At 66.4% G+C, this 11,082-nt stretch carries 12 protein-coding genes; 6 read left to right on the top strand and 6 right to left on the bottom strand.

Annotation, left to right across the window (positions count from 1 at the left end; translation table 11 throughout):
• Nucleotides 1–416: 416 nt before the first annotated feature.
• The 4 genes from GV044_RS21700 (at nucleotide 417) to GV044_RS21685 (ending at nucleotide 5,838) form a co-directional block, all read left to right on the top strand.
• Entirely contained in the window at nucleotides 417–1,436 is a 1,020-nt protein-coding gene (locus GV044_RS21700) for a glycosyltransferase (protein ID WP_159874543.1), read from the top strand.
• Nucleotides 1,433–2,938 carry an oligosaccharide flippase family protein gene (locus tag GV044_RS21695; RefSeq protein ID WP_159874542.1) on the top strand — a complete coding sequence of 502 codons (1,506 nt, stop codon included), beginning with the start codon at nucleotides 1,433–1,435 and terminating at the stop codon, nucleotides 2,936–2,938. Before GV044_RS21700 ends, GV044_RS21695 begins: the two co-directional genes overlap by 4 nt.
• 109 nt (nucleotides 2,939–3,047) lie before the next feature.
• Nucleotides 3,048–3,941, top strand: coding sequence for a retropepsin-like aspartic protease (locus GV044_RS21690; RefSeq protein ID WP_159874541.1), 894 nt, complete (start codon nucleotides 3,048–3,050; stop codon nucleotides 3,939–3,941).
• A 76-nt stretch (nucleotides 3,942–4,017) separates the two neighbouring features.
• A complete protein-coding gene (locus GV044_RS21685) occupies nucleotides 4,018–5,838 on the top strand; it encodes an ABC transporter ATP-binding protein/permease (protein ID WP_159874540.1) in 1,821 nt (606 codons plus the stop codon).
• A 75-nt stretch (nucleotides 5,839–5,913) separates the two neighbouring features.
• On the opposite strand, the gene GV044_RS21680 is transcribed toward GV044_RS21685, so the two are convergent.
• The 5 genes from GV044_RS21680 to GV044_RS21660 all read right to left on the bottom strand — a co-directional run bounded on the left by GV044_RS21680 (nucleotide 5,914) and on the right by GV044_RS21660 (nucleotide 9,216).
• Nucleotides 5,914–6,114 (bottom strand): DUF1737 domain-containing protein, encoded by a 201-nt coding sequence (locus GV044_RS21680; protein WP_159874539.1) that lies wholly within the window; start codon nucleotides 6,112–6,114, stop codon nucleotides 5,914–5,916.
• Between the two features lie 5 nt (nucleotides 6,115–6,119).
• Nucleotides 6,120–6,518 carry a GFA family protein gene (locus tag GV044_RS21675; RefSeq protein WP_159874538.1) on the bottom strand — a complete coding sequence of 133 codons (399 nt, stop codon included), beginning with the start codon at nucleotides 6,516–6,518 and terminating at the stop codon, nucleotides 6,120–6,122.
• A gap of 174 nt (nucleotides 6,519–6,692) precedes the next feature.
• Nucleotides 6,693–7,994: an ATP-dependent protease ATPase subunit HslU gene (hslU, locus tag GV044_RS21670; protein ID WP_159874537.1), complete on the bottom strand. Its 1,302-nt coding sequence runs from the start codon at nucleotides 7,992–7,994 to the stop codon at nucleotides 6,693–6,695.
• Between the two features lie 119 nt (nucleotides 7,995–8,113).
• Nucleotides 8,114–8,674, bottom strand: a complete 561-nt coding sequence (hslV, locus tag GV044_RS21665) for an ATP-dependent protease subunit HslV (protein WP_159874536.1) — start codon at nucleotides 8,672–8,674, stop codon at nucleotides 8,114–8,116.
• A 53-nt stretch (nucleotides 8,675–8,727) separates the two neighbouring features.
• Complete coding sequence (locus GV044_RS21660) at nucleotides 8,728–9,216, bottom strand: outer membrane protein assembly factor BamE (RefSeq protein ID WP_159874550.1); 489 nt, start codon at nucleotides 9,214–9,216, stop codon at nucleotides 8,728–8,730.
• 176 nt (nucleotides 9,217–9,392) lie between these two features.
• Between GV044_RS21660 and GV044_RS21655 the strand changes: the two genes are divergently transcribed.
• On the top strand, nucleotides 9,393–9,938 hold the full coding sequence (locus GV044_RS21655; RefSeq protein WP_236555173.1) for a ubiquinol-cytochrome C chaperone family protein: 546 nt from the start codon (nucleotides 9,393–9,395) through the stop codon (nucleotides 9,936–9,938).
• Nucleotides 9,935–10,447: a DUF177 domain-containing protein gene (locus GV044_RS21650; RefSeq protein ID WP_159874535.1), complete on the top strand. Its 513-nt coding sequence runs from the start codon at nucleotides 9,935–9,937 to the stop codon at nucleotides 10,445–10,447. The genes GV044_RS21655 and GV044_RS21650 overlap by 4 nt, the downstream gene beginning before the upstream one ends.
• Nucleotides 10,448–10,493: 46 nt before the next feature.
• Here GV044_RS21650 and ssb read toward each other — a convergent pair whose 3' ends face one another.
• Nucleotides 10,494–11,063, bottom strand: coding sequence for a single-stranded DNA-binding protein (ssb, locus tag GV044_RS21645; protein ID WP_159874534.1), 570 nt, complete (start codon nucleotides 11,061–11,063; stop codon nucleotides 10,494–10,496).
• Nucleotides 11,064–11,082: the final 19 nt, after the last annotated feature.

The following is an 11,082-nucleotide window of genomic DNA, read 5'->3' as shown; positions in this document are numbered from 1 at the left end:
CAGTAAAGCCGGACAACCAATCATCCCCCGCTTTTCAGGTGGGGGACTTAGTTGTCCGTCATGTTGGCGACCAGGCAGTGGAGCCACTCAGTGGCGTCGTCCCGTCCGGTGAAGCGGCATATATGGAGGGCACTTGAGTCGGTCAAACACTATTTTCAAAAAAGTTTCATGCGAATGCGGAAATGGCGGATTTGCGCGGGTTTGGGAGACAATCCAGGGTGTGATGGGCCGGAATTCCTTTCCGTAAGCGTCAAACAGGCCGCCGATGAAGCGAATACGCCTGCCGGCTCGCTGCCCTTAGACGTGCCTCGTCCCTCGCAGCGGCCTCCTCACCCTTTCTTTACTGCAGACGGGTATCTGCGCAGGCAGGTACTGGCGGTCACCTGAGCCGCCGATCACTGGATACCACGAGGCACATGGCCAGTCCGGCGCGTCCCCCTGCACTCTCGGTCGCCATGAGCGTCTACAATGGCGAGCGCTTCCTTGCGGCCGCGATCGACAGCGTGCTCGGCCAGAGCTTCGGCGACTTCGAGTTCCTGATCCTAGACGATGGCTCGACCGATGCCACCGCCTCCATCCTGCGCAGCTACGAGCGGGTGGACGCCCGGGTGAAACCGATCGTACGCGAGAACCGCGGACTGGTGGCAAGCCTCAACGAGCTGATCGCGCGCGCCGAAGCCCCGGTGATCGCGCGCATGGATGCCGACGACATCTGCCGGCCGGTCCGCTTCGAGCGTCAGCTCGCATTCCTGGCGGAACATCCCGATCATGGCGTCGTCGGCTCCTGGAGCGAGGACATGGGCGAGCATGGGGAGCCGATGTTCCGCACCGGCGCGGACCACCCCATTACCCATGACGAAGTGCTGGCGACGATCGCAGAAGGACAACAGGTGATCTGTCACCCTGCGGCGATGTACCGTCGCGATGTGGTGCGCTCCGTCGGAGGATATCATGCCGCGTTTCGCCATTGCGAGGACTTCGACCTGTGGTTGCGGCTCGCCAGCGTCACCAAGCTGGGCAACATCCCCGAGCGGCTGCTGCGTTACCGCCGTTATGCAGGGCAGGTCTCTGCGCGCCATTCGACCGAGCAGCAATTCGGCACCGCGGTTGCGCAGCTTGCCTGGGAAGAGCGCCAGGCCGGCCGGCCCGATCCGACGGCAAGCCTGCAGCGCCTGCCTGCGATCGACGAACTCGACGCCTTGTTCGGGCGTCCCGGCGTGTCGCGCCAGGTGCGTGAACAAGTGGCGCTTGGCCTGCTCTACTCGGCCCAGGCCATGCGCGAGGAAGGTTTCGACCTGCTGATCCGGCATCTTCGCGATGGCGGCCGGCGGGATGGCATGTGGCGCACTGTGGTGCGCCTGCTGCGCTTCGGCGAGCCGGTGCGCGCGCTGCGGCTCGCGGCGACGCTGGCGGTTTCGCCCGGCGCCTCGTCATGAGCGAGGCGGCATCCGATAGCGGACGGGGACAGGGCAGCGTGCGCTCGGCCGCATTGTGGGCGGCGGGAAGCCAGTACTGCCTCTTCGCGCTGCAGTTCGTCACCTCTGTCGTCATCTCCCGCTTCTTCCTGAAGCCCGAGGAGATCGGCCTGTTCTCGGTCGCGCTGGCGGCGGCGATGATCCTGTCGATCATCCAGGACTTCGGGCTGACCCGCTACATCGGTCGCCATCCTACTGCCGATCCGGACACCGTACGCCACTGCACTGTAATTGCAGTGCTGTTCTCGTTCGTGGTGGCCGCACTGATCATGGCGCTGGCCTGGCCGGTCGCGCGGTTTTACGGAGAGCCGCGGCTGTTCGGCATCCTGGGGCTGATCGCTGCCTCCTACCTGCTCAATCCCTGGAGCGTGGTGCCGGTTGCCCTGCTCTCACGACGACTCGACTTTCGCGCGACGTTCACGATCAACTGTGCTGGAGCTGTAGCGAACAGCGCGTGCGCTCTGGTGCTGGCTGCATCCGGCTTCTCGGCGGAGTCATTGGCCTGGGCGATGATCGCGCAGTCCGCCGTGCGCGCGGTCGTAGCGCAGCTGTGGCAGCCGGCGCCGTTGTCGCTGAGCGTCCGGCTCGAGCGGATGAAGGAGATCGTCGGCTTCGGATCGGGCAGCGCACTGCTGTACCTTTCGGGAGGCCTGGGCATGCGCACGCCCGACCTTATCGTCGGGCGCATGCAGGGCATGGCGGCGGCGGGCCTGTTCAGCCGCGGGGTCGCGCTCGCTTCGCAGCTGCACTACCTCGTGGCCGGCGCGGTCAGCGCGATCTACTATCCGACGTTCGCCCGGCTGCGCGACGAAGGACGCGAGCTTGGGCCCTACTACGAACGGGTGGTCGCGGCGCACGGCGCGGTCGTCTGGCCGGCCATGGTCCTGCTGGCGGTGCTGTCGGAGCCGGTGATCCTGCTGCTCTACGGGCCGGGATGGTCGCAGGCCGCACCGTTGCTGGCCTTCGTGGCGCTGGCCGAGTGCTGCTTCGTGGCGCTCCCGTTGCACATGGACCTGCCGATCCTGCTCGGCCGGATCAAGCAGCTGTTGTGGTTCAACCTGGCCGACACGGCGCTGTCGATCGTCACCCTGGCCGCCGGCGCCGCGATGGGCGTGGAGGCGGCTGCCGCCTCGCGCCTGGTCTGGGGCCTGGGCTGGGTCGCTATCTACGCGGGTTGGCTGCACCGGATGGTCGGCTTTCGCTGGCCGGTGATGCGGCGGATCTACGCGAGCAGCGCGGGTGTGGCCGTGCTGACCGCCCTTCCCGCGTTCTATGCCGCGCACGTGTGGCGCAGCCCGGCGACCCTGGGCTTCGCCGGGCTGGCGATGGCGGCGCTCGCCTCTGGCGCGGCGTGGCTGCTGGGCGTGTTCGTGCTGCGCCATCCTGCTCGCGAAGATCTGGTAGCGACGGTGCGGCATGCGGTGGAGCCTCTGGTGCATCGGCTGAGAATGCGGGCTGCTTGAATCGGGACCGTCGCGTCTAGGCTTGCGGTTTCCTCGCTTTCCTGCGCCCGCAGTGATACGCTGATGCCCAGCGCGACTCCGCGTAGATCGGGGCGGCTCGGAGGAGATCATGCCGGGACTGACCGCCGCATTGGCCTTGCTGATCGCCGATCCCCTGATCTTGGGCGCTCAGCAGACGCTCCCCACCGCAGCGCCCGAGGACATCGACCTCATCGAGACGGCACGTGACGCGGCCGCGCGCATGACCGTTCCCGTTGCCGTGCAAGGCTCCGGACCATACAGCTTCCTCATCGACACTGGATCGCAGCGCACCGTGCTGTCGACTGCCGTCGCAAGCCGGCTGGCGCTGGCGCAGGGACCGTCAGTGCGCATCGTCGGCGTGGCGGGGGTGAACCAGGTGGCTACCGCGCACGTGGAGCAGCTTGCGTTCGGCCAACAATCGGTTGCTGGGCTGGTCGTGCCGCTGCTCGAAGGGCGGCACATGGGGGCAGACGGGATCATCGGCACCGACTCGCTGCAAGGCCAGCGGGTGGTGCTCGATTTCGTCCGCCAGACCATCGCCATCGGCACCCCGCGCGAGATCGGCCCGGCGAGCGGCTACGAGATCGTCGTGCGCGCGCGCCGGCGCTCGGGGCGGCTGATCCTCACCAATGCACTGATCGACGGCGTGCGCGTCGACGTGGTGGTGGATACCGGCGCCCAAGGGACGATCGGCAATCGCGCCTTGCAACGAGCGCTGCGCAAGAAGTCGGCAGGCGTCGGTTCGCTGGCCAGCGTCACCGGCCAGACCTTGGTTGCGGACTTCGGCATCGCCCGCCAGCTCAAGCTCGATACGCTGCAGGTGAGCAATGTCCTCATCGCCTTTGCCGATGCGCCTGCCTTTGCCGGGCTGAAGCTGGCGGAGAAGCCGGCGATCTTCCTGGGCATGCGCGAGATGCGATCGTTTCGCCGCATCGCCATCGATTTTGCGTCACGCAAGGTGTTCTTCGATGTAGCCCGGTGAGCGCTTGAGTCTCGCTACGAGCGAGAATCTTGCAGCGCTTTGCGTTGAGCGCCTCGCCTCCCTACATACCCCCGCGATGCCACCCGATACCGCAGTTCGCGATCCCAAGGCCCGTCACGACGGATGGCGGACGCTCGCCCGCTTCCTCCCCTACCTGTGGCCGCGCGACAATCCGGCGCTGCGGCTGCGGATCGTGGTGGCGACGCTGCTGATCCTGGCCTCCACCGCCTCGCAGCTGGTGCTGCCTTACCTGCTCAAATGGGCCATCGACGCGATGGGCGCGACCGGACCCAAGGCGCTGACGCTCGTCATGCTGACGGTACTGGCCTACTCGGCGGTGCGGTTCGCAGGCGTCGGGTTCGACAACTTGCGCAACATCGTCTTCGAGCGTGTCGGCCAGGACGCCACCCGCTCCCTGGCCGAGAACGTCTTTGCACAGCTCCATAAGCTGAGCCTGCGCTTTCACCTCGCGCGCCGCACCGGCGAGGTCACCAAGGTGATCGAGCGCGGCACCAAGAGCATCGACACGATGCTGTACTTCATGCTGTTCAACATCGCGCCCACCGTGCTGCAGCTGGTGGTGGTCGGCGTGATCTTCCAGCTGAACTTCGGCTGGCCGCTCGTCACCGCGACCGCGCTGGCGGTGATCGCCTACATTTGGGTGACGCGCGCCATCACCGAGTGGCGGACCGCATTGCGCGAGAAGATGAACCGGCTCGACGGCAAGGCGCTGGCCCATGCAGTCGATTCGCTGCTGAACTACGAGACGGTGAAGTACTTCGGCGCCGAGAAGCGCGAAGAGGTGCGCTATGCCCAGGCCACCACCGAGTACGCCCATGCCGCCGTGAAGAGCGAGAACAGCCTCGGCCTGCTCAACATCGCGCAAGGGCTCGTGGTAAACCTGCTGATGGCAGCGGCGATGGCGTGGACGGTCTATGGCTGGTGGCAGGGCCGCTACAGCGCGGGCCAGCTGGTGTTCGTGCAGACCTATCTCGCGCAGCTGTTCCGCCCGCTTGACATGCTCGGCATGGTCTATCGCACCATCCGCCAGGGCCTGATCGACATGGCGGAGATGTTCCGCCTGCTCGACGAACCGCAGGAAGTCGCCGACGTGCCTGGCGCGCCGGCGCTCGTGATCCAGCGGCCTTCGGTCGTGTTCGACAATGTGCTGTTCGGCTATGAGAAGGACCGCACGATCCTGAAGGGGCTCTCGTTCGAGGTGCCCGCGGGCCAGAGCTATGCCATCGTCGGGCCGTCGGGCGCCGGCAAGTCGACCATCGCGCGGCTGCTATTCCGCTTCTACGATCCGTGGTCAGGGCGCATCCTGATCGACGGGCAGGACATCGCGCAGGTGACGCAGGCGAGCTTGCGCGCCGCGATCGGCATCGTCCCCCAGGATTCGGTCCTGTTCAACGAGACCATTGGCTACAACATCGCTTACGGCCGCGGAGACGCGACCCAGGCGGACGTCGAGGCCGCAGCACGCGGCGCGGCGCTGACGGGATTGCTCGAGCGACTGCCGCAAGGCTTTGCCACCGAAGTGGGCGAGCGCGGCCTCAAGCTCTCAGGCGGTGAAAAGCAGCGTGTCGCCATCGCCCGCACACTGGTGAAGAACCCGCCGATCTTGCTGCTGGACGAGGCCACCAGCGCGCTCGACACCCGAACCGAGCAGGACATCCTGGCGACGCTGCATCGTGTCTCAGAGGACCGCACCAGCCTCTCGATCGCGCACCGGCTCTCGACGATTGCGGATTCGGACAAGATCCTGGTGCTGCAGGATGGGCAGCTGGCGGAAAGCGGCAGCCACCTCGACCTGCTGCGGCGCGATGGTCTCTACGCCGAGATGTGGGCGCGGCAGGCGGCCGAGCAGGAAGAGTTCGAGGAAGCGGCGGAGTAGGCCTGACAAGCGGCTACTCTTACCTAACCCACTACCTTCCCCGTCCGTGGCGTTGATTGGTCGCTGCAGAACCGCCTACTTGATCACCTCAGCATCCTTCCACACTACCGCCTGGGCCGCCTTCATGCAGTTCTCGGACGTGTCCCAATGGAGCGATGGCGAGCCGTAGAGCCGCCAGCCCTGCTCCAGCGCTTCGGACACGCGCTCGCAGAAGGCGCGGTCGTCCTTGCCGGTGAGCAGGCGATAGACGGGGCGGTCGTCGGGCGGGATCGACATGGCGCTCAGCCCGGATAGCGATCGAAATGCGGAAGATCGTGCGCAGTCCTCATCCACGAGAGCTCCTCGGCCACCTGGATATGGGCGCCAGGGACGAACGCCTCGGGGTCGTCGAAGGTGGCCGTCTGGATGTCGACGATCCCGGGAAGGTACGGCTCGTTGACGTACCACAGTCCGGTGCCGCAGTTCCCACAGAAGTGCCGGTATGCTTCGCCCGCGCCATTGTAGACGCGCGCCTCTCCGGCGGTGACGGTGAATCGATCGGCGTTAAAGGCTGTCCAGGCTACCACCGGAGCGCCCGAGGAACTGCGACAGTCGGAGCAGTGGCACAAGGCCGTGTGCTGCGGCTCACCCTCAACGCTGTAGCGCACCTGCTTGCATCGGCATCCGCCTTCGATTGGCATGGCTGGTCTCCTCTGCACGAGACGTAGCACATACCCGGGCTGAGGAAAGGGATCGGCGTCGACCCGGGCTTGTTCCGCCATGCCACGAGGTTGCCGGCCGCGTGATGCCATGTTGTGCGATGCCGCAACCGGACCCGGGTCGAGCCCGGGCGGACGGGAGCGGTCGCTGGCAGCCTACAGGATATACTTAGACAGGTCGGTGTCGCCGGCCAGTTCTGTCAACCGCTCGCGTACATAGCCCGCGTCGATGGTCACCGTCTCGCCCTGACGGTCCTCGGCCTCGAAGCTGAGTTCCTCCAGCAGCTTCTCCATGATCGTCTGCAGGCGCCGCGCGCCGATGTTCTCGACGCTCTCGTTCACTTGCGCGGCGATCCTGGCGACCTCGGCGATAGCGTCGGCAGTGATCTCGACAGTGACCTTCTCGGTCTCGAGCAGCGCCTTGTACTGCGCCACCAGGTTCGCGCGCGTTTCGGAGAGGATGCGCACGAAGTCCTCCTCGGTCAGCGCCTTCAGCTCGACGCGGATCGGCAGGCGGCCCTGCAGTTCGGGCAACATGTCGCTGGGCTTGGCAACGTGGAAGGCTCCGCTGGCGATGAACAGCACGTGGTCGGTCTTCATCGGCCCGTACTTGGTAGCCACCGTCGTGCCTTCGATCAGCGGCAGCAGATCGCGCTGCACCCCCTCGCGGCTGACCGAGCCGCCGCGCACGTCGGAGACGGCGATCTTGTCGATTTCGTCCAGGAAGACGATGCCGTTGGTCTCGGCATTGGCCAATGCGGTGCGGTTGACGTCATCCTGGTCGAGCCGCTTCTCGGACTCTTCGTCGACCAGCTTGTCCCAGGCGGCGGGCACCTTCATCTTGCGGCGCTTCAGGTTGTTCTGGCCGAACGCCTTGCCCATGATGTCCCCCAGGTTGATCATGCCGACCGAGCCGCCCATTCCGGGGATCTCCATCGGCGCGGCGGGGGCGTCCTCCACCTCGATCTCGACCTCTGTGTCGTTCATCGCGTTCTCGACGATGCGCTGCTGGAACGCGGCGCGCGTCGCCTCGGAGGCGCTGTCACCCACGAGCGCGTTCAACAGCCGCTCCATCGCCGCCTTACTCGCGGCTTCGCGCACCGACTCGCGCCGGCGTTCCTTTTCGAGCCGGATCGCTTCCTCGACGAGATCGCGGGCGATCTGCTCGACGTCGCGGCCGACGTAGCCAACCTCGGTGAACTTAGTGGCTTCCACCTTCACGAACGGCGCGTCGGCGAGCTTGGCCAGGCGACGGCTGATCTCGGTCTTGCCGCAGCCCGTGGGCCCGATCATCAGGATGTTCTTGGGGGTGACCTCGTCGCGCAGTTCGGCGGGGAGGCGCTGCCGCCGCCACCGATTGCGCAGTGCGACGGCGACGGCCTTCTTGGCCTCGGTCTGGCCAACGATGTGCGAGTCGAGCGCGGCGACGATGGCCTTGGGGGTGAGGGAGGAGTTCATGCTTGTGTCCTTCTCCCCTCCCGCATGCGGGAAGGGCTGGGGGAAGATTGTTGAGGGATGAGCAGCGTTCGACACCCTCTCCCCCGACCCCTCTCCCGCAAGCGGGAGGGGAGATGAGGTCAGACGGTTTCCACCGTCACGCGATCGTTGGTGAAGACGCAGATGTCGGCAGCGACCGCCATGGCCTTGCGGGCGATCACCTCGGCATCGGCCTCGTACTGGTCGATCGCCTTGGCCGCCGCGAGCGCATAATTTCCGCCAGAGCCGATCGCGGCGATCCCGGCTTCGGGCTCGAGCACGTCGCCGTTGCCGGTGAGCACCAGCAGCGCGGTCTCATCAGCGACGATCATCAGCGCTTCCAGGTTGCGCAAGTACTTGTCGGTCCGCCAATCCTTGGCAAGCTCCACCGCGGCGCGGGTCAGCTGGCCGGAGTACTGCTCCAGCTTCTTCTCCAAACGCTCGAACAGGGTGAAGGCGTCGGCCGTCGCGCCGGCGAACCCGGCAATGACCTTTTCACCCTTGCCGATCCGCCGCACCTTGCGCGCGTTCGGCTTCATGACGGTGTTGCCCATGGAAACCTGACCATCGCCGGCGATGACGGTCTTGCCGTCCTTCTTCACGCCGATGATGGTAGTCCCGTGCCACTGGATGAGGCCGTGGCTCGCCCCGCTATTGTCCATGGCGGGGATATATGTCGGCGCGGCGGGTCTTCAATCCGCGCCGATCGTAAGCATCACTGGCTGCCGTTCGGACCGCCGGTCGGTGCCGCGCCTCCGCCGCCAGTACCGACGGTGCCGACGTTGCCGAACAGATCCTCCAGCAGGCCGCGATGGCGGCCCAGAGTTGCCGTCTTATCGCCTTCGGGGCTGAACCGCGCGACCTTCTCCATGCCGCGCTTGTCGATCGCGGCGACGTTGCCGGCAGGATCGAAGCGCAGGCGATAGATCGTCTGGTCGCTGGTGCGCGGCCGGCGGAACGGCGGTGTCTTCACGTTCTGCGAGATATAGTACCAGTCCTGCGTGCCGAACTGGCTGGTGAAGGTCGGACGGCCGAGCGTCTTTTCCACCGACTGGCGATTGTCGACGCCGGGCTGCACCGCATCGACGAGGGCCTGGTCGATGATGTAGCCGCGGTGGTCGGTGATCGAAGTGCAGCCACTCGCTGCCGCCACGAGGCCGAGCGATGCCACGGAGAGCCAGGCCATCTGCCCGAAGCTGCGCATTATTCCCACTCCAGTCCGCAGCGGCCGTGCGCCGGCCATTGCCAGCAGCCCTGCCGCCCATATATCGGCCGAGACGTTCGGCCAGATCAATCGGGTTCGAGCCTTACGGTCACGCACCCGACTGCGCAATGGCCGTTGCGGCCGCTCGATTGAATTGCCCCTGAACGCCTCGTTCCATGCACCCGAAAGGCTCCCGTCCCTTGTCCCTCATCGATCGCCTGCTGGGCCGCACGTCCGACGACCGCGCTCCGGTTCGCCCGCTCTGGCACCGCACGGTCGAGATCGCGCGCGAAAAGCCGTGGTATGCGCAAGGCGGCATTGCCGACACCGTGCCCGGCCGGTTCGATGCAGTGACGATGGTGCTTTCCCTGGTCCTGCTGCGGATGGAGCGGGAAGAACAGTTGAAAGTACTGGCAGCACGCCTCACCGAGCTCTTCGTCGAGGACATGGACGGGCAGTTGCGCCAGTCGGGCGTGGGTGATCTGGTCGTCGGCAAACGCATGGGCAAGCTGGTCAGCACGCTGGGCGGGCGGATCGGCGCACTACGCGAGGCCATGGCCGCCAGCGATCCGCAAACGGCGCTGGTGCCGGTTCTGGAACGCAACGTCACCTTGATCGACCAGGCCGACAAGCCCGCACTCGCCGCGGCCGTGCTCGCGCTGTGGCACCAGCTCGACGCCACGAGCCCGGACGACCTGCTGGCGGGAAAGATCGCACGATGAGCGCCAAGCCGGAGTTCTCCCGCGAGTTCGACGTGCGCCAGTGCGAGGGCAAGGCGGTGCACCTGGACGCCAGCGAGGCCGAGCGTGCCGCACTGGCGCGACGCTTTGGGATCGTGCGGGTCGATCGCTTAGAGGCGGATGTCGTGCTCCACCGCAAGGACCGGACGGTCGAGGCCGTCGGCAGCGTCCGCGCCCAGATCGTCCAGCCCTGCGCCGTCTCCGCGGAGGACCTGCCGGTCTCGGTCGATGAACCGATCAAAGTGCGCTTCGTGCCGGAAGCGCGCACGTATGGTCCCGACGAAGAGATCGAGCTGAGCGCCGAGGAGTTCGACGAGATCGACTATGCCGGCAGCCACTTCGACTTGGGCGAAGCGGTGGCGCAGACATTGGGCCTGGCGATCGATCCGTTCCTGACCGGCCCCGAAGCCGACGACGCCCGCAAACGACCCGAACTGAATGGCGGCGAGGACGCGAGCCCGTTCTCGGCGTTGAAAGATCTTAAGTTGTAACGTGAAGTCCTCTCCCTTGCGGGGAGAGGATGTTCTAGCGCTCCGATCAGAACGGGATGTCGTCGTCCAGGTCGTCGCCGAAGCCGCCGCCCGACGAGCCGCCGGTCCGGCCCCAGTCGCTGCCGCCCGACGAACCGCCCGAAGACGAGCCACCGCGCGAGCTGCCGCCGCCCCAATCGTCACCGCCGCCCGACGAGCGGCTGCCGCCACCGCCGCCCCAATCACCACCGCCGCGCGAGCCGCCACCACTACCGCCGCCGCCCTGGGCGCCATCGAGCATGGTGAGCACCCCGCCCATGCCGCCAACCGAGATCTCGGTGGTATAACGATCATTGCCCGACTGGTCCTGCCACTTGCGGGTGCGCAGCTGGCCTTCGATGTAGACCTTGCTGCCCTTGCGCAGGAACCGCTCGGCGACGCCCACCAGGCCGTCCGAGTTGAGCACGACAGAGTGCCACTCGGTGCGCTCCTTGCGCTCGCCGGAGTTCTTGTCCTTCCAGTTCTCGCTGGTGGCGATCCGCAGGTTCGCGATGCGGCCGCCGTTCTGGAACGACTTGACCTCCGGATCGGCCCCCAGGTTGCCGACCAGAATGACCTTGTTGACGCTGCCTGCCATTGTTCTCTCTTCCTAGCGG

Source organism: Novosphingobium sp. 9U (assembly GCF_902506425.1).
In the GTDB taxonomy this organism is placed as follows: Bacteria; Pseudomonadota; Alphaproteobacteria; order Sphingomonadales; family Sphingomonadaceae; genus Novosphingobium.
This window is presented reverse-complemented; position numbering and strand designations above follow the sequence as displayed.

What these genes read in the sequence shown, in the direction of transcription:
- GV044_RS21700 (WP_159874543.1), top strand. Translation starts at nt 417, where the DNA reads ATGGCCAGTCCGGCGCGTCCCCCTGCACTCTCGGTCGCCATGAGCGTC.
- GV044_RS21695 (WP_159874542.1), top strand. Translation starts at nt 1,433, where the DNA reads ATGAGCGAGGCGGCATCCGATAGCGGACGGGGACAGGGCAGCGTGCGC.
- GV044_RS21690 (WP_159874541.1), top strand. Translation starts at nt 3,048, where the DNA reads ATGCCGGGACTGACCGCCGCATTGGCCTTGCTGATCGCCGATCCCCTG.
- GV044_RS21685 (WP_159874540.1), top strand. Translation starts at nt 4,018, where the DNA reads ATGCCACCCGATACCGCAGTTCGCGATCCCAAGGCCCGTCACGACGGA.
- GV044_RS21680 (WP_159874539.1), bottom strand. Translation starts at nt 6,114, where the DNA reads ATGTCGATCCCGCCCGACGACCGCCCCGTCTATCGCCTGCTCACCGGC.
- GV044_RS21675 (WP_159874538.1), bottom strand. Translation starts at nt 6,518, where the DNA reads ATGCCAATCGAAGGCGGATGCCGATGCAAGCAGGTGCGCTACAGCGTT.
- hslU (WP_159874537.1), bottom strand. Translation starts at nt 7,994, where the DNA reads ATGAACTCCTCCCTCACCCCCAAGGCCATCGTCGCCGCGCTCGACTCG.
- hslV (WP_159874536.1), bottom strand. Translation starts at nt 8,674, where the DNA reads ATGGACAATAGCGGGGCGAGCCACGGCCTCATCCAGTGGCACGGGACT.
- GV044_RS21660 (WP_159874550.1), bottom strand. Translation starts at nt 9,216, where the DNA reads ATGCGCAGCTTCGGGCAGATGGCCTGGCTCTCCGTGGCATCGCTCGGC.
- GV044_RS21655 (WP_236555173.1), top strand. Translation starts at nt 9,393, where the DNA reads ATGCACCCGAAAGGCTCCCGTCCCTTGTCCCTCATCGATCGCCTGCTG.
- GV044_RS21650 (WP_159874535.1), top strand. Translation starts at nt 9,935, where the DNA reads ATGAGCGCCAAGCCGGAGTTCTCCCGCGAGTTCGACGTGCGCCAGTGC.
- ssb (WP_159874534.1), bottom strand. Translation starts at nt 11,063, where the DNA reads ATGGCAGGCAGCGTCAACAAGGTCATTCTGGTCGGCAACCTGGGGGCC.